General features: G+C 49.2%; 12 protein-coding genes. 3 read left to right on the top strand and 9 right to left on the bottom strand.

The window, feature by feature from the left end:
* Positions 1 to 82: 82 nt before the first annotated feature.
* Complete coding sequence (locus DX130_RS11825; RefSeq protein ID WP_116045403.1) at positions 83 to 688, top strand: TetR/AcrR family transcriptional regulator; 606 nt, start codon at positions 83 to 85, stop codon at positions 686 to 688.
* Between the two features lie 27 nt (positions 689 to 715).
* Here DX130_RS11825 and DX130_RS11830 read toward each other — a convergent pair whose 3' ends face one another.
* The 3 genes from DX130_RS11830 to DX130_RS11840 form a co-directional block, all read right to left on the bottom strand.
* Positions 716 to 1531 (bottom strand): ABC transporter permease, encoded by an 816-nt coding sequence (locus tag DX130_RS11830; RefSeq protein WP_116045405.1) that lies wholly within the window; start codon positions 1529 to 1531, stop codon positions 716 to 718.
* Positions 1528 to 2535: an ATP-binding cassette domain-containing protein gene (locus tag DX130_RS11835; protein WP_116045407.1), complete on the bottom strand. Its 1008-nt coding sequence runs from the start codon at positions 2533 to 2535 to the stop codon at positions 1528 to 1530. The genes DX130_RS11830 and DX130_RS11835 overlap by 4 nt, the downstream gene beginning before the upstream one ends.
* A gap of 146 nt (positions 2536 to 2681) precedes the next feature.
* Entirely contained in the window at positions 2682 to 3845 is a 1164-nt protein-coding gene (locus DX130_RS11840) for an MFS transporter (protein ID WP_116045409.1), read from the bottom strand.
* 115 nt (positions 3846 to 3960) lie between these two features.
* On the opposite strand from DX130_RS11840, the gene DX130_RS11845 reads away from it, so the two are divergent.
* Complete coding sequence (locus DX130_RS11845) at positions 3961 to 4845, top strand: LysR family transcriptional regulator (RefSeq protein ID WP_116045411.1); 885 nt, start codon at positions 3961 to 3963, stop codon at positions 4843 to 4845.
* A gap of 131 nt (positions 4846 to 4976) precedes the next feature.
* Here DX130_RS11845 and DX130_RS11850 read toward each other — a convergent pair whose 3' ends face one another.
* The 3 genes from DX130_RS11850 to DX130_RS11860 are packed head-to-tail and all read right to left on the bottom strand — an operon-like array spanning position 4977 to position 7421.
* Positions 4977 to 6008: a copper amine oxidase N-terminal domain-containing protein gene (locus DX130_RS11850; RefSeq protein WP_116045413.1), complete on the bottom strand. Its 1032-nt coding sequence runs from the start codon at positions 6006 to 6008 to the stop codon at positions 4977 to 4979.
* A 17-nt stretch (positions 6009 to 6025) separates the two neighbouring features.
* Positions 6026 to 6931 carry a hypothetical protein gene (locus DX130_RS11855; protein WP_116045414.1) on the bottom strand — a complete coding sequence of 302 codons (906 nt, stop codon included), beginning with the start codon at positions 6929 to 6931 and terminating at the stop codon, positions 6026 to 6028.
* Positions 6924 to 7421: an RNA polymerase sigma factor gene (locus DX130_RS11860; protein WP_116045416.1), complete on the bottom strand. Its 498-nt coding sequence runs from the start codon at positions 7419 to 7421 to the stop codon at positions 6924 to 6926. The genes DX130_RS11855 and DX130_RS11860 overlap by 8 nt, the downstream gene beginning before the upstream one ends.
* 258 nt (positions 7422 to 7679) lie before the next feature.
* Here DX130_RS11860 and DX130_RS11865 point away from each other — a divergent pair, with 258 nt between their 5' ends.
* Complete coding sequence (locus DX130_RS11865; RefSeq protein ID WP_116045418.1) at positions 7680 to 9134, top strand: MFS transporter; 1455 nt, start codon at positions 7680 to 7682, stop codon at positions 9132 to 9134.
* A 71-nt stretch (positions 9135 to 9205) separates the two neighbouring features.
* Here the strand turns inward: DX130_RS11865 and DX130_RS11870 are convergent, their stop codons facing one another.
* From DX130_RS11870 to DX130_RS11880, 3 genes are all read right to left on the bottom strand, one after another.
* Positions 9206 to 10324, bottom strand: coding sequence for a response regulator (locus DX130_RS11870; RefSeq protein WP_116045419.1), 1119 nt, complete (start codon positions 10322 to 10324; stop codon positions 9206 to 9208).
* A 3-nt stretch (positions 10325 to 10327) separates the two neighbouring features.
* A complete protein-coding gene (locus DX130_RS11875) occupies positions 10328 to 13432 on the bottom strand; it encodes an ATP-binding protein (RefSeq protein WP_116045421.1) in 3105 nt (1034 codons plus the stop codon).
* Positions 13433 to 13673: 241 nt separating this feature from the next.
* Complete coding sequence (locus DX130_RS11880; protein WP_165861236.1) at positions 13674 to 18566, bottom strand: X2-like carbohydrate binding domain-containing protein; 4893 nt, start codon at positions 18564 to 18566, stop codon at positions 13674 to 13676.
* Positions 18567 to 18680: the final 114 nt, after the last annotated feature.

An 18680-nucleotide genomic window follows, 5' to 3' on the forward strand; every position in this document is an offset into this window, starting at 1 on the left:
CCGATGCGCATGCGGTACAGTAAATGTTACAATAACAACACTAATATAGTTGCTACACCATTTCAATAGATAGAGCTTGGAAATGGACAAAACAAAGGAAGTGTTACACATCAACAATTTCATCGAAGGACAGCAGCAGTCGAAGGAATGGATTACGCTCTCTTTGCTTTATTTGATGGAGACAAAGGCTTACTCCGATATTAAAGTGACGGAAATTGCCCGAAAATCCGGCCTGGCCAGACAAACCATCTACCGCAATTATGGAGACAAAGACGATATTTTGTATGACTATCTATGTCATCAATTCAACTTTTTTGACAGCCGGATCAGTGAGCAGAAACTGCATGGAGAAGATGTATTAATCGCTTTTTTTGAGATGTGGAAATCATTCCTCCCGCCTTCCCTGCTGCACAACATTCAACTGTCCGATCGCAAGATCAGGCAAATTATATACCGAAGCCTGGAGTATTATGTTCAGGAGAAATATACCGCTTATTTCATGGCGCCGCAGACGTCGATCGGTGAGATGCACTACTACGTCTTCCGCTCCCTGTCATCCGCCCTGCATGGCATTCTTATCGAATGGAGCTTGCAGCAATACGAGCAATCGCCAAAACAAATCGGCAAGCTGACGTATCAGCTTACCGATTCCATTCGTCGATATTGTATGGAGCATGCAGCACCTTAAATCGCCAACTCCAACTTCTGCTCTAATCTACGTCCGCCGCATATAAGCGCGAACCGTAATGGGTGCGAATACCGCTACAATAGCTGCTGCGCCGATTAGCGAGATCGCCAGATCCCAGCCCACCGTTCCTGTATTGGTCAAATCCCGTACAGCCGTCACAAGGTGAGAGACGGGATTGATGTTGACGAACCACTGCAGCCAGTTAGGCATCGTCTCCACCGGCACGAAGGCATTGGAGAGGAACGTAAGCGGGAACAGTATAATCATGGAGATCCCCTGTACGCTGGAGGCAGTACGGGCAATGACACCGAAGAAAGCGAAGATCCAGCTGATCGCCCACGAGCAGAAGATGACAATGACCGCTGCAATAGCTACGTACGCAAGTCCCCCCTCGGGAAGATACCCCATCAAGTACCCCATCGCAAAGGTAAGCACGGTGGCAATGGTATATCTGACCGTGTCAGCCAGCAACGCGCCCGCAAGCGGGGCGATTCTCGCAATCGGCAAAGATTTGAACCGGTCGAATACGCCCTTGTCCATATCTTCGCGCAACTGGACGCCGGTGACGATAGACGTCGTAATGACCGTCTGTACGAGAATGCCTGGAATAATGACAGGCAGATAGCTCTGTACATCGCCAGAGATGGCGCCACCGAATATATAAGTGAACATTAAGGTGAAAATGATCGGCTGCAGCGTTACGTCGAACAATTGCTCCGGTGTACGGCGAAGCTTCAGCAGACCTCTATAGGCCATCGTAAGCGAATGGCGGATCGACTGTCCGATGCTGGTACGGTTCTTCAATGGACGACGAGCAGCCGGATTTATTGTAGTTTGGCTCATACGTTAGCTACCTCCGCTTTTTGAATTTGATTCTGTGGCTGCTCCGCCGAAGACTTCGAAGTGCCGCTGCCCGTAATCGTCAGGAACACTTCATCCAGCGTAGGCTTCTGTACGCTTATCTCTGCCAGCGGAATGCCAGCCTCACGAAGCGCAATCAACAGATCGGTTACCTGATCAGTGTTCGCCATCGGAGCTGTAATTTTACCAGAGTCGTAAGCTACGCTCGACGGCACCTTCAGCACTCGCTCCACCATTTGGCGCGCGCCTTCAATCTGCTGTGGTTGCAGTACGCTTAGATGCAAGGATGAGGTGCCGACAGACGACTTCAATTCATCTACCGTCCCTTCCGCCACGACGCGTCCATGATCAATTACAGCGATACGATCCGCCAAGTGATCCGCCTCGTCTAGATATTGGGTTGTCAGGAGTACGGTCGAGCCCGTCTTCACAAGCCGCTGAATTGTCTCCCACATCTGTGAGCGTGTACGAGGATCCAGCCCCGTAGTCGGCTCATCCAGGAAAATAAGCGGCGGCTGGGCAATCAGACTAGCCGCCAGATCAAGCCGGCGCCTCATGCCGCCAGAGAAGTTCTTCAGTGGTCGCTTCGCTGCCTCCGTCAAGCTGAATTCCTCCAGCAGCGCCTCCGCCTTGCGCTTCGCTTCGGTACGCCCCAGCCCCAGCAAACGAGAGAAAATAATTAAATTTTCCATAGCGCTTAACGATTCATCGACAGAAGCATACTGCCCCGTCACTCCGATCAGCTGTCTGACGATCTGGGATTCCTTCGTCACATCATGACCGAATATGCGCGCCGAACCTCCATCCGGTCTCAGCAAAGTCGCCAGCATGCGGATCGTTGTTGTTTTCCCAGCGCCGTTCGGTCCAAGCACGCCATAGATTGTACCGGCGCGCACATTCAAATCAACTCCGTCTACCGCACGATGCTCGCCAAAGGTTTTGACAAGTCCATGAGCCTCGACGGCCCACTCACTCCTATCCATCATTGCAATTCCTCCTCTGTATATCTGCTCTACAGCGATTGTAATGCCCCTATTTAAACAAAATGTAAACGGAAGTGGCGGTATGAAAAAAAGCCAGCCGTTTGGCTGACCTTTTACAACTACTTATCAGATTGCGTCCTCTGGAGTCTTTAACGGTGGCCCTCGCGCAGCCCAACGCTGCCAGAACTTTTGGATAAGAGCAATTGCACGACAATCATAACAAGAATAACAACAAACATAGCTGCGAAAGCAAGCGTAAAGTTACCTCTGTAATCATAGAGCCCCCCGACTATGAGCGGTCCCATCGCTCCAATCAAGTACCCGCCGCACTGAGACATAGCCGACCATGCTCCGGCTTCCTGCGGCGTGCTGGTCTCGACGATAGGCAGCATAAGTGCCAGCGGGAACAGTCCGCCCGCTCCGATGCCAAGGAAAATCACAGCGGGGAGCATTGGCATATGAAGCATCAGCATGATGATGCCAATCAGTTCGAAAATGCTGCATATGACGAGGAAGAACCCGCGTTTCCCGTATTTGGACACTAGGCTCGGGAGCGTCATCGACACCGGGATTTGTATAATGGTAAATACGGTAAGCAACATCGCAGAGCTTGCTTTGCTGTAGCCTAAGCTTTGGGCAATCGGCGAAATCCATGCGGTAAGAGAGTAGAACATGCTGGCCATCAGACCAAAAAACAAGGTGAGCAGAATCGCACGCTTGTTGCGCAGCGGCAGCCTGGAGCGAACCATGCTGGAAGCTTGATCTTTCCTCCCCAGAAAGGGAAACCAGACGAGCAGCGCCAAGACGCCCAGAATAGCCCAGACGGCAAGTGCAATGGATATGCTTTGATCATAACGGTTATAGATGGGAATCGAACATGCAGCCGCGGCACTCGCACCTACAGTCAACGAAACGGAATAGACGCTGACAATGCCGGGTTTGGTCGGAAAATATTTCTTGATAAATCCGGATAACAGCGGACCAGCCAGACTGATGCCGATCCCGCCTATTACGGCCGTGATGACGAGTATGCCAACCGAGCTAATGACGCCGCGCATGACGGTTGCGCCTGTAATGAGAGCTAGCGCGATAAAGATCGTTCGCTCAAGACCCCACCGATCCCGCAGCATAGTTGCCGCTGGAGCGAATAGGCCCATACATAACACAGGAAGCGTCGTAAGCAAGCTGGCGGTAAGTGCGTTCATCCCCAGGGTGGATTGCATCGTGCCAAGCAGCGGCGCTACGGAAGATATAATGGGTCTTAAATTCAATGCGGCGATAAAGATGGCTAGTAGCAAAAATAGTTTTTTCATCTATATGGTCACTCCTCTTTGTGTGTAAACAAAGTATAGAGAATCCACTTGCATTGATCAATGCTATAATTTCTATTATTATAATAGCAAATGACTATCATAAAGGGGCAACCGCATGGACACTCGGCACATTCACTATTTCATGGCCGTCTACGAGCATCTTCACTTTACGAAAGCAGCCGAGGCGCTGGGCATTTCCCAGCCTACCTTAAGCCAACAAATTCGAGTGTTGGAGGCGGAGCTTGGCATGCCGTTATTCGATCGAATTGGCAAGCAGGTCGTAGCGACAGAAGCCGGCAAGCTGCTGCGGCTTCATGGCGGACGAATGCTCCATGCGGAGCAGGATGCCAAGGTCGCCATACGCGAGCTGATGTCATCTGCGCGCGGCACTGTTCGAATCTGCGTATTGCCGTCGGATTTAGACTTCCAACTGGTGCCGCTCTTTATCCATTTCCACTCCGAATATCCCGATATTCAGCTTCAAGCTTTCTCCACCATTCATATCTTGGAGGAAGTATTGAACAATCGGGTAGACATTGGGATTGCATTGCGAAGTCCGCGAGATAAGCGGCTGGTGCAAATTCCGCTGCGTTCGGAGCCTTACCACCTGCTTGTCCACTCGGGGAGCGAATTGGCTGACAGAACTTCGATTCTGCTGCATGAGCTGGAGCATATTCCTCTCGTTTTGTATCCGCAGGGCTTCCTGGGACGCGATTTGGTGGAGAAGGTATGCCGGGAACAAGGAGGCTTTCAGCTTTCGACTGTAATGGAGACCAGTACCGCTATTTCTCTCCTGCAGTTGGTACGAGCAGGAGTCGGCGCGACCATTCAGCCCGAGAGCCTGCTCAAGCAGGAAAGCATGAGGAACGACATTATCGCTATTCCCATCTCCGATCATCCTCCAATGCGTCATCTGGAGCTGATTTACGGCTCCGATCGTTATATTAGCAGCGCACATAACCAGCTGACCAAGTGGCTGATCGATTTCTTCAGCTACTAACGTTAGCAGCCTTCCTGGCAAATAATCCACCACAGAAAAAAAAGCCCCCATGTAGGTCCCAATCGACCTGTATGCGGGCTCCTTGCTGATTCTCACATTAATACTCGTTACAGAGCAACGAAAGTCCGGAACTATTCAACCAGCTTCGCACCGCTAAGCAGAAGCAGGTCGTCAGCAGCCATAAACGTTACGCCGTTCTTCAAAGCTGCCGCTTCGAGCAGCTCATACGGTTCTTCACCCTTGGTTACTTCCTTGCCTCGAGCTGTGAAGGCATATTGCTCCTGATCGCCCTTCAGCACCTTAATGCTGTTCGTCTCAGCCTTCCACTCAATCGTATAACCCAACGCCTCGACCACTTGGCGGAATGGAAGCATCAGACGGCCATTGGCCACATACGGCTGCTCACCATCAGCAAGCTCAAGCGCTTCGCCATTCACGGCTACATCCTCCAAGCCAGCTTGCACAAACCCATTGTACGAATACGGGAATACCATCATTTTAACGGACTCTGCAGCTTCTTCGGCTCCTTCAGCCTTCACAGACTGCTTCCAAACAAGCAGCTTCGCTCCTGGCACCAGATCATGTTTGGTCACGATGTTTTTCGTCAGGTAAGGGAACAGCACAGTGTCATCCGTAACGATATACTTGCCATCACGGTTCGTATGAACCGTAACGCTGCCGTTCTCTTCATGCTTCACGCTATCGATTTCCTCGTAGGTCGGCACAGCAAAGTCAGCTGGAATCGACGTCAGCAGAAGCTCTGCGTTCGTCATCGGAGGCAAGCTCATGGTCATGGCAGGTCCTACGTAGGCATAAATAATCTCGTTCTCGCGAATATCCTTCACCGATTTCGGCAAGCCGCTCACCGCATCCAGAATGAGCGTATCCTCGCTAACGTTCAAGATGATTTTGTCAAACTTGGCATTCTCATTGTTGTTCTCCAGCATAATGCGGCCATCTTCCAAAAACGTTACCGTACCATATACACTGATGGAATCCATCCACTTCTGCTGCATAATCTCATAAGCCGGCGTGCTGATCGGAACAATTGGCGCACTGATCGGTACGATCTGCGGCTCCTGATTGGCGAATGCCGAAGCTCCTCCTGTCAGGCAAGCTACTGCTGTTAATGCACATATGGTGTTCTTTACATATTTCTTCATCTTAATACTCCCTTTCGTTATGGGTTATGGAATAAATCGGCATAAGCTTCCTGGAACGATTCCGGCAATCCATATCGATTGTCCCCGAGAGAAGCAGCTCCCAGCTCCGGAACGACATACATGTCAATGGCTGTACCGTCCTTCAAGCGCAGCTTCGCCAGATAAGATTTTCCTTCGGACTGGGCCTTGGCCCATTGCTCATCATCTTCTCTGTCTCTATTAACCGAAGATTCGCTTCGGCTAAACATCTCGATCCACTTCCGGACTTCATTCTTCCCGTCGAGCGAATGCAGATGCAGGCTACCGCTGTGATTCATGATGTCTATTTTCTCTGTCAGCCGTACCAGATCCGCTACATTCACATACTCTTCAGCCGGAATGGTAACATCGTCAGTTCTGCCGGACATCTGAGCTATATAATAGCGGCCCTGATGCTCCACAGCTATTCGGAAGCCAGGGTCATATCCCTGAAGTCGATATAGCGTTCCGCCTGCCAAATACGTAGTCGCAAAATCTTGATCGTCATCACTCAGCTTGTCACCCGGAGTCGGCATCATTCCCGACAAATCGTAAGGCGCTCCATCGCTTAGGAACGTATAACGGTATCCATTGAAGCTCATCATCTTCAGCGGATCTATAGCGGCCTGAAGGGGCATTTGCCTTGGCGTAAAGGTTTGTGGTGATGGCTGGACGCTCAAGGCTACCAACGACGGGATTGCCGATTCTTGCCTCAAGAACATAGGCAGGATGAGAGCAAGAGAAAGCATCGCGCAACATATAGCAGGAATCGCTATTTTGTAGCTGCGTTTCAAGGGAGCCTTCTTGGGCGCCTCCGGTTCAAGGATGCGGCTTAGCATCCGTTCCTTCTGCGTCTTCGTAGGACCAAGCCTCGAAATGCGGGTGATTAACTCCTTCTCATTCATATCGCTCACCACCTATCGACAGCTTCAAAAGTTTTCTACCCGTATGTAGCCGCGTGCGAATGGTTGGTTCTTTGATGGAGAGCATATCGGCTATTTCCTTCGTGCTGTATCCCTCATAGTAATAAAAATAAATCGGCAATCGATATTTTTGGGGTAGGGAAAGCACCTCATCCAACGTATCATCATGCTTGATTTCTTCAGTTAGCTGCTTCTGATCGCTCTCTTCCAGTGTGACGCGCAGCCGTCTCCACCAATGTCTAAGCATATTTTTGCAATGATTGCGGGCAGTCACAATAAGCCAAGCCTTCTCATGCTCGGTGTCTCGGAACATCTGGTTAGCATTCATCAGCTTTAAGAAGACCGTCTGTGTGGCCTCTTCCGCATCAACAACATTTTTTAACATCATGAAACAAACCTTGTAAATCGTATCTGCATGACAATTGTAGATTTGGGTGATCTCCTTGCCCGTACGCTGCAAGGTATCCTCCATGCTGCTGTCCCCCCTCTACTACTAACACAATTGAGATAGGCAAAATGTTCGATTCTATTTAAAAAAATTTTAAAAGTCGCATTTGTTCATTGTAAAACAACCCAAACGACGATGCAGTGGTATGATTTGGTTGATCCAATCCGCCATGTCTTCAATTCTACCGATTTGTTCAACTTTCCATTCAAACCTTCTACGATAAAGTGATAGAATAGAATCATCTATGGAAGATACACATCATGAAACTAGGAGTCTACTCAAGTGAAAGCACACCCAATTCGTCTATTGCGCATTACCGGACTATTCGACGGTCTATCGTTATTAGTCTTGCTCGGCATAGCCATGCCGCTAAAATATGTATGGGGAATCGACCAAGCCGTCACCCTGGTAGGCAGCATCCATGGGGGAATATTCAGCCTATATGCTCTTGCTATTCTCTACGCCGCCTTGCGGGTCAGATGGAATCTGCTATGGTCAGCCGCAGCCTTGCTTGTCGCATTTGTTCCTTTCGGCAACTTTATATTGGATTGGCAGCTCAAGAAGGCTGAGGCGAAGTATCCCGTTAAGCCGTTTAACTATGCTCTGCTCGTATACAGCATCGTTTTTTTCTCCTTCTTCGATCTGTTTGCGCAGCTGCCGGTTATGAGCACGTTCGCCACTTCCATCGGTGCGAGCACCTTTATCGTCGGATTTGTCATTGGACTCTATTCGTTGTCCAATACGCTAGGCAATATTCTCTCCGGTATTATGACCGATAAGATCGGTCCATTCAAGATTTTGATGGCTGGACTTGTATTGTCAAGCGGCGCCTTGCTGCTCTATCACTTTGTAGAGCAGCCTGCCTGGCTCATCGTCGTTCGAATCATTCACGGCTTCGTAGCCGGCTTAATCGTCCCGGCCGCCTTTACGTTCTCGGCTAACACGACTGTACAGAACGAGCAAGGGAAAAAGGTTGCCTTTACAGGTACATTTGTAGGACTAGCCGCCATTATCGCCCCTGCTTTCAGCGGCATCATGGCAAGCAAAACCACCGTGCCGTTCGTCTTTACGTGTGTAGCCATGATGGGACTTGCTCTTGCGATTTTGTCGGCGATCTTCCTCGGCAGGTACAAGATTGCGAAGAAAGAGAAGGACGAAGCTGCCCCGGTTGGCTCGTTCCTCAATATTGCAGTGATGAAGGCTTACGGAGGCGCCTTCTTCCTCATGTTCTCACAAGGCGTCATAGCTTACTTGCTGCCGCTGCATGTACAATCGCTTGGCTATGACTCCAGACTGAGCGGTACGTTGATGAGCGCCTTCGGCATCATTGCGGTTCTCATATTCGTATTGCCTACGAATCGCATTTTCGACCGGGTGGCCCCGTCGCTCACGATGGCAATCGGAATTGGGCTTATGGGCGTAAGTCAGCTGCTTATCAGTCAATCCGATACGACATGGGCGCTATACGCTGTATTAGGTCTGTACGGAGTTGGCTTCGCCTTCCTGTTCCCGTCGATCAACACGATGCTCATCCGAGCGACGCCGGCCGAGCTGCGGGGCAAAGCGTACGGCTACTTCTACGCCTTCTTCTCGCTCGGCGTAGTCGCCGGCTCTTCTCTGCTGGGCTGGCTGCCGTTCGACGAGAGCCAAGGCTTCCTCTTCACCGGCGCTGTGCTGCTGCTTTTCGCCGTATTCGTTCTCGCCAGCAGGCGAAAAGAACGAGCTTTGAGTCAATAGATAGCCGTTACGCAAAGAGACTCCGAAACCACTTTATAAGCGGCTTCGGAGTCTTTTTTAATTAAACATACTCATCTAATGGCGATCCGAATCGTCTCTGCAATACGAGGGTCCGGCTGCGTTCCCAATTCCCGCTGAAGCAATCGCTCCAAATCATAATAATAGCGAATCGCCTCGTTCATTCTTCCGATAGCGATATACAGCCTGACTGCCTCCAGACTAATATCCTCTCTTAACGGATCAAGCTTTAATATCGCTTCGAAATAATGCAAGGCGGAGCTTCGCTCACCAGACTCCAAATGGATACGGCCCGCAAGCTCCAACAGGTGAATGAACTCCCGTTCAAGCTGTCTTCCGTAAGCATCGGCCCACTCGTATCCTTTGCCGCTCAGCAATGGCCCTGCATACAATTCCTCCGCTTGTTTGATCCATTCCAGTTCTTTTGCGCCGCCTTGATCCTGTCTGACTTGCTTGACCAACCGTTTAAACCTGTATAGATCGCAGACCATATGTTTTTCCTCGACCCAGATTTCTTTGCGGTACGTTTTGATAGGATTCTCCAGCCGGGCTTCACTTATCGCTTTACGGATATAATACAACGTCGAATTGAGATTTTTATGAGCTTTCTCCGGCTCAAGCCCGCTCCATAACGTATCGATAATTTCTTCGCGGCTCACTTTCCCCTTATAGATCAGAAAAGCAAGCAGTTCCTCCGTTTTGGGGCTTCTCAACTTCAGCAAAATTCGCTCCTCGTCCTGACGGAACAATCGCATGCCATCGAACAACCGAACGGCGAACAACGGATCGGAGATCATAACGCCAGGAACGCTAGGCCTGCTTCGGACACGATCCAATGTACGGGCTATACGCTCAGCCGTAACCGGCTTCATCAAATAATCGAGCGCATTGAGATCGAAGGCTTGCACGGCGTATTCATCGTAGCCGGTTACAAATACAATTTGAATATCTTGATCATGCGTCCGCAAGCGAGCGGATAAGGACATCCCGTCAATCTCGGGCATCGAAATGTCCAGAAAGACGATATCAAGGGGATTCTCTTTGGCAAAATCATAAGCTTCCAGAGGGCTCAGAAATGTGCGGCAGACGTCCACTGCCCCGCTTTCCGTCAAAATTCTATTTAACCGTTTTACTGATAACGGCTCATCATCCACAATAATCGCTCGCAGCATGTCTCATCTCTCCGATCTGTTGCGCAGCTGTGCCGGAACCTGAAACGAAATCGACGTCCCAGCCCCTTCCCTACTGCTAATATGAATCCGTTGTCCATAGATCAACTTGATACGCCTGTCGATGTTCCATAATCCTACGCCTCTGCGCCCTCCATCAGTCCTCAGCGTCTCCTCCAATTGCTGCTCGCTCATCCCGCACCCGTCATCCTCTACTTGAAAGTTGACTAAACCGTTCACTTCCGTAATCGTAACTATCACTGTTCCCCCAGCCAGATTGGACATCAGTCCATGACGGATCGCGTTCTCCACCAAAGGCTGAAGAATGAGCGGCGGAATAAGGATCATCGGGTGCGCCCTTACATCGTATCGAACCTTCAGCCGATCGCCGAATCGGGCTTGCTCAATATGGACATAGGCCTCAACCAGCTTCAGCTCGCTGTCGAGCGTTGTTAAGGAATCCAATTGCTTGAAGTCGAAGCTGCTTCGCAAATATTGCGAGAGATACAATGTGAGCTGCTCAGCACGCTCCGGCTCGTCCACGCATAGCTCTGCGATGGAATTCAAAGCGTTGTATAAAAAATGCGGTTTGATTTGGGAGCGCAGGAAGGCCATTTCCGCATCCTTTGCATTTTTCATGGAAGCCTTCAAACGGGTCAAGCTTCTTACACGCGCCATAAGCTCCTCAGCTTCGAATGGCTTCCCGACAAAATCATTTGCTCCATTCTCCATGGATACCTTCATGTCGCTGACTCGGTTTTTTGCCGTTAGCATCAAGACAGGCAGCTCGAAGATTGAGTATCTTTCTCTAATTTTCCGAAGCACCTCGTAACCGGTCATATCCGGCATAGAGATATCCAGCAGCACCAGGAAGAAATCCGATCGTCTGGATATCTCGGCAAGCGCCAGCTCCCCGCGATTCACCACTACAAAGGAGTAACGTTCCAGCTTAAGCAGATTGATCATAGACTGGAGATTTGCAAAATCATCATCTACGACAAGAATGGTCTCGTTGATTTCTCCCGTCACGTAGAGCGGATATTCCGGTTGAATGATTCTTGACTCAGGCTCGGATACAGAGGCTATGCGGCTCCTGACGATTCTGTCGGCGTTAATGGATATTGGCAGCGTAAAGGTGAAAATGGACCCTTCTCCTGGGGCCGACTCTACGCCAATGGATCCGCCATGCAACTCCACCAGCTTCTTCGTTATACTAAGACCGAGTCCTGTCCCGGTCTCCGGGGGCGGAACATCATATGAAGCTTGCTCGAACGCCTGGAAGATTCGGCTCTGCATCCCCTCCGCAATTCCGATTCCGGAATCACGCACGCTTACCTTCACCTGATTCCCGTTCACTCTGGCACTAATTTCTACAAATCCTTGATAGGTAAATTTAATGGCGTTGCCGATCAGATTGTGCAGGATTTGCTGAAGCCGATTGCCATCGGCATAGACGGGCGGCATAGCGATATCCACTTTATTCTCCAGCGCAATCTCTTTGCCTCCCAACAGGAAGGAATGAATCCGAATAACGGAATCGACGGCTGCGCTCAGATCGATAGAGCTGCGGTACAACGCAATATCTCCATGCTTCAGCTTGGAGTAATCCAATAATTCATTAACAAGCAACGTTAATCTTCGTCCGCTGCCCATGACAATGGCGAGATTGCGGGCCTGCCCTTCGTTCATTGGCCCCTCTGCGCCCTTCAGCAAGGTATCGGTAATGCTCACGATTGCATTGAGCGGCGTCTTCAGCTCATGTGATGTATCGGACAGGAAGTCATCCTTAATTTTATCCAGCTGCTCCAATTGATTTTTCATCTCGTTAATCGTGTGATAGGCCTCGAAGAAACGGAGCACAATGAGACCGATCATAATGAGATTGAAAAATACAATATAGAACTGGCCAAGCCATAGGCTTTCCTTCCAGGATATCGCTTGCAAAATAATATCCAGCGAATAGAGATTTATCGTTAAGATCGCGACATACCACAACAAGGACCTGAATTGGTCTCTCGTTTCGCTTCGGATATACATTCCTGCCACTTTGATCAGCATCCAGATCAGCATAAATTCATAAATAATAACGACATATATCTGAATGGTCGTATAGGTATGGATCGGCAATATGACAATTAAGAAGATAAAACAGCTCAATACCGCTGTAATCGCTTGCGTAAGCTTCAAGGTAGCGATGCTCCTATGTAACTGATAGAAGATGATGGCCAGTATGATAAAACAAGCGATAGAGCTAATATCTTTCCATTTGTACAACACTTGAAACGGCATGTCCGGTAAAAAATGCAGAAGCGACCTCTCGCCGATCAGGCCGTGGTAGATGGCGAACAACATGCAGATAAACGCAAAAGCTAGCAGGGAATAATCCCGTCTGTGAAAAAAGATAGAGGCTGCAAAAAAGCAAATCAGATAAATGAGCGCAAGCGTGCCCAAAATGGCAAGGATGCTGAACTCTCGCATAAGCGTCTTCTCTTCATGCGCTACCATCGCCGTCTGTTCGCCGAAGTAGAGCGAAAGCGGTATGCCTCCATTTATATAATCATGGTTGGAGACCTGAATGATAATTTCAATTTCTCCTTGCTCGGATGCAAATAGGCCAAACTTCGGCACGTTGCCCGGCTTATAATCCAGTGGACTACTTGCAGTAATACCGTCCTCCAACAGGCGATGACCGTTCACATAGATGACGCTGGAGAAGCGGATATTGGTCTTCTTGATCGCATAGATACCGGCCTCAGGCACGTTTTTCAGTACAGCTCGATAAGTAGCAGAGCCGTAAGCAGGCAGCGGGCTGCCATGATAGTCTGTACCGTTCCATGTAGACGGTACCTTCATATAAATAGGGGCCAACATCGGGCCGGTGGAGGAAACCTCGAAGTCCGCCGGCTCAAGCAGCCGATTCCAATAAAACTCCCAATCGCCATCCAATCTGATTCTGCCGTTTTGCTCCTCAGACCAGCCGGATAAATCCATGATGCCATGGCTAATTTGCGGATCGTCCGCCCGATTTCCGTTATCCATATATATCGATAGTGGAATAAATGAAAGGGATAAAATGCCAATTAAGCAAATAATCAATATTCTTCTCAACACCGCTGTTGCCCCTTTCGATGTCAGGCTTCACCAGGTACGGCTTAAGACCAGTGCAGGTTTGGGGCAGCTCAGTTGTGAAATTGCTTTCACTGCCACTATCGTAATTATATTGATCTAGGATTAGGAGTAAAGAAGTTTTTCATAGATGCAGGTGTATCTCCTCTCGGCAAGTCGCCTGTTGACAAAATCAGCCCGACCACATGATGTGATCGAGCTGATCTAACTCTAAACGATATTGTCATTAAATGAGCTCGGAATTCTCCAACAATCGCTGAATCATAACCGCAACCTCGGCACGAGTAATGCTGGCTTGCAGAGCAAGCTCCGAACCATTCTTGCCAACTATAATACCCGCCTGGATGCAGTCCGCAATGCTTTGCTTGGCCCAACCGGACATATTCGCAAGTCCGAATGCCTGAAGCACATCTTCTGCCGCTTGAACCGGCAGCTTCTCGTTTAATTGCGTAAGCTTCATCGCCTTGGCAATCATGATCATAGCTTGCTGGCGTGTAACCTTGTCATTCGGCCTGAACGTACCGTCTTCAAAGCCGCTAATTAATTGGTACTCATATGCGGTAGCAATAGCACGGTTATACCAATCGCTAGCTTTCACATCCGCGAAAGGCGCATTGTTCTCCACCAGCTTCAAACCAAGACCGCGGACCAGAATAGTCGCGAATTCGGCGCGAGTCATCTCTTCATTCGGCTTGAAGTTGTCGTTCCCTTTTCCATCTACGATCATGCGGGAGCCCATATCGTTAATGGCCTTCTTCGCCCAGTGACTTGCTACATCGGCGAACTCCACTGGATGCCAGACTACCGCATACGTGCTATTCGTCAAACTATTAATTTGAGCGTAGTATCGTCCATCCACTGCTATCACTTTAGTAGGCACATGGCGGACGCTGCCGTCCGGCTCAACGACAATACCTGTCGTAATGCCGCTGCGCTCGACTCCTTCAGGAAGCGCAATCTGGCGTTGTACGTAAGCGCTGAACTGAGTCACTTCGACGACACGATTCTGATAGCTTGCATTTACTGTAAAGTCGACCGGCGCTGCCACAATGGTGAACTCGCCTTGCTGTGCTGCGCTATGGACGACATTCGTCATCGCTTGTACAGGTTCTGCCATCTCGATATGAATGACAACATCCTGCAAGGATACGGAGCCTCCCAACTGTCGTTGAATGCCGTCGATATCGATTTGGCTGGCTGGCAGGAAGTAGCTGGCTTTGTCGGTCTTAAGCTCAAGCGTCGCATCCTTATTCTCCATGTCCTTCACCATTTTGCCGGTCAATTGACCAACAGCGATATCGGATTTGGAGCTCATTAGGATGGTAATGACCGGAGAGTGTCCTTCCCCGGAAAGTCTCTCGCTCAGCTTCGCCTCATCTACAATAATCGTGGTGACGTTTTGATCGTTGCGTTTGCTTTCCTTAACCGTTCCAGCGCTGACCACTTGTCCATTGACATAGATATCAGCCGCTTTATTCGGCTCAGGCTGTTCTGGCTCGTTGCCGCCGCCGCTCGGCGGGGTGGACGGCGTCGTATTCACAATTGTAACCGTCAGTGTCTGGTCGGAGCCTGCGCTGAATTGGAACGTGAGCGCCTTAGAGCCAACTGACTGCTTCGCCAGATACGCTTTCTTGATCGTAACGATGTTGCCTGCCATCGTGTAATCCATGTCTAGCGTCAGCGCTTGACCGCCTTGCGAAATGCCGCTCAGCGTGTTGCCATTCAGCGTGAGCGTGATTGCTACATCCGCTTGAGCAGACGACTTCTTATCAAACCTGGCCGTGGATGGGCTGATCTCGCTGTTGCTTGGCGTCGAGTCGCTAATTGTAATGGTCAGCGCATGGTCGGAACCGGCGCTGAATTGGAAGACCAGCGTAGCGATGCCGATCGGTTGGGCAGCCAAATATGCCTTCTTAATCGTTACGGTGTTACCCGTTACGATGTAGTCTGTATCCAGTTCCAGCTCTTGGCCGCCATGCGTAATGCCGATCAGCTCGTTGCCGTTCAGTGTAAGCGTTGTGCTCACATCCGCTTGTGCGGAAGCCTTCTTATCGAAGCTCGCTGTGGACGGGCTGATTGTGCTGTTGTTCGGCGTGGAGTCGCTAACCGTAATCGTTAACGCTTGATCGGCTCCTGCGCTGAACTGGAACGTCAAAATTGCTGTGCCAACTGGCAGGGTTGCCAGATATTCTTTCTTAATGGTAACCGTACTGCCCGATACTGTGTAGTCGCTGTCCAGTTCCAATGTTTGACCGCTATATACAATATCATTCAGCGTGTTGTCGTTCAGTGTCAGCGTCGTGGTGACATCAGATTGTGCCGATGTCTCTTTATCGAAGCTCCCTGTAGACGGACTGATTGTACTATTATTCGGCGTTGTGTCGCTTACTGTAACCGCCATAGTTTGGTCGGCTCCACCAGTGAATTTGAAAGTTAGTATCGCGGTCCCAACTGGCAGAGTTGCCAGGTACTCTTTCTTGAGAACAACCTCATCGCCTGATTCCGAAATGGTATAGTCCGTATTCAACTGCAGCTTGTAGTTGTTTTCATAGATGTTGAACAACTCATTGCCATTCAGCGTTAACGTAGCCGTTACATCCGATTGCGCCGATGCTTTCTTATCGAAGCTCGCAGTAGTCGGACTTACTGCACTATTGTTCGGCGTTGTGTCGCTAATGATGATCGACATAGCGACATCAGCTCCTGCGTTGAACTCGAACATCAGAATTGCTGTGCCTACCGATTGCTGAGCCAGGTATTGTTTCTTAATGGTTACGCTGTTGCCCGAGACTGTATAATCTGTACCGAGCTCCAACTCTTGGCTACCATTCGTGATCGCTCTAAACGTATTGCCATTCAACGTCAATGTCGTTGTAATATCAGACTGTACCGAAGTTTTCTTATCAAAGGTCGCTTGAGTCGGGTTGAGTCCGCTGTTCAATGGTGTTGTGTCGCTAACTGTAACCGCCATCGTCTGATCGGCTCCACCCGTGAACTTGAATGTCAGTGTCGCCGTTCCGACTGGCAATGTTGCCAAATACGCTTTCTTGAGGACAACCTCGTCGCCTGTTTCCGAGATCGTATAGTCTCTTTCTACTCTCAATTTATAACTATTTTCATAGATGTTGAACAATGAATTGCCATTCAGCGTCAACGTTGCCGTTACATCAGATTGCGCCGATTCCTTCTTATTAAAGCTGACTGTTGTTGGGCTGACTGCACTGTTCTGCGGCGTTGTATCGCTAATATTGATCGCCATCGCCACATCTGCTCCTGCGCTGAATTGGAACATCAGAATTGCTGTGCCTATTGGCTGCTCCGCCAGATATTCTTTTTTAATCGTTACGGCGTTGCCCGAGACCGTATAATCCGTATCCAGCTCCAGCTCCTGGCTGCCATTCGTGATGGCAGTAAGCGTATTGCCATTTAACGTCAATGTCGTTGTAACATCCGACTGCGCCGATGTTTTCTTATCGAAGCTCGCTTGGGTCGGGTTCAGCCCGCTGTTCTGCGGCGTCGTGTCGCTTACTGTAACCGCCATCGTCTGGTCGGCTCCGCCTGTGAACTTGAATGTCAGTGACGCCGTTCCGACTGGCAGAGTTGCCAAGTATGATTTCTTGAGAACAACCTCATCGCCTGTTTCCGAGATCGTATAGTCTCTTTCTACTCTCAACTTGTAACTATCCTCATAGATGTTGAACAATGAATTGCCATTCAGCGTCAACATTGCCGTCACATCCGACTGAGCCGATTCCTTCTTGTCAAAGTTAGCTGTTGTCGGACTGATCACGCTGTTTTGCGGCGTCGTATCACTTACTTCAATTGTCAACGTTTGATTAGCTCCGCCGCTGAACTCGAACGTTAGCGTAGTTGTGCCCACTGGTTGCGTGGCCAGATACTCTTTGTTAATCGAAACTACATCACCCGCAGCCGAGATCGTATAATCCGTACCTGGCACTAACGCTTGTCCGCCATTCTTAATCGCGCTTAGCGTATTCCAGTTCAGCTTTATCGTCGTCGTTACAACGGCTTGATTAGATATATTTTTATCAAAGCTGCCTGTGGATGGCGTCAGCTCAGAATCAATAGCTTGCCCGTATCGCTTGTACACACCGATAGACCCTACCGCAACAACAGAGTTGCCGACTTCAATAGCATCCAAAAAAGCAGTATCAACCCCCGCAATAGACTCGTCCGTCCAATTAAACGTATCCGTTGATGTGCGAATATTTCCGTTTAATCCAACTACAATAAATAATCCGCCATCCATTTGGGTATATAACATTTTTTTAATAAAGTAATTATAGTCAAAACCATTGATTTTCTGCGCCTGTAAGTCTGGCTGATTCAGATTACTTGCAGAAAACCGATGTGCCTCGTAAAGGCCACCTGTTATGATCGTATCACCATTACTGGCAATGGATTCCAAAGCAGCAGCCACGGTCGGTAGTCGATTTCCTATCGTTGAATTGCTCCATGTCATTCCATTAGCTGAGGTTCTTATCGTTTGTTTTCCTAACATGCCAATTTCTACAGTGAATCCCACTGTAACAAAATGTCCGTTAATATATTGTACATCCTTAATAGTGAGCGATGGCTGTCTCACCTCAGAAGACCACGAGATACCATCCGCCGAGGAAACCGTTCGATTAGACGTGGAAGCGACATACTTGCCTCCTCCATATGCAATTGATGAAAGATTAAATTGTGCAACCTCATCAAGCGTTACTCCAGTCCAATTTTCTCCATCCGACGAATACAGGAAAGTTGCGCCCGTCATTCCTCCAGTAGAATAGATGGTGGCAATGACAAATTGTCCATTCAGAAATTTAACCGTACCAAATGGCTTTGTGTGGTTTTCGATTATCTGTTCTTCCCAATTCACCAAATCTTTCGACTTCATGATTTTGGTATTATCACCATTAGCGGCTGGCACTAGCCCTACATAAATACCATTGCCATAAGCAATCGATGTAAGACTTTGCGAGCTTTGCTTTACCCAGAGCGATGCAGGTTCTGCTCCAGCCCTCTCCATTCGGGGATTGATTAAAGTTAACAAATTAAAGACTAGAGCACAGGCCAGTATGGCGGCCATTGCTTTCCTCGTTGCTAGACGCACGCTTTTTCTCTCCTTTATGATCATAATTCAATGCTGCGATGCTTATGCCAAAAAGTTGCCTGATCCAGTGCCTCCCTCAGAAGTAAGTAAAACGTCCGCCCTATCGACAAAAAA

This window comes from Paenibacillus paeoniae (genome assembly GCF_003388735.1).
Taxonomy (GTDB): domain Bacteria; phylum Bacillota; class Bacilli; order Paenibacillales; family Paenibacillaceae; genus Pristimantibacillus; species Pristimantibacillus paeoniae.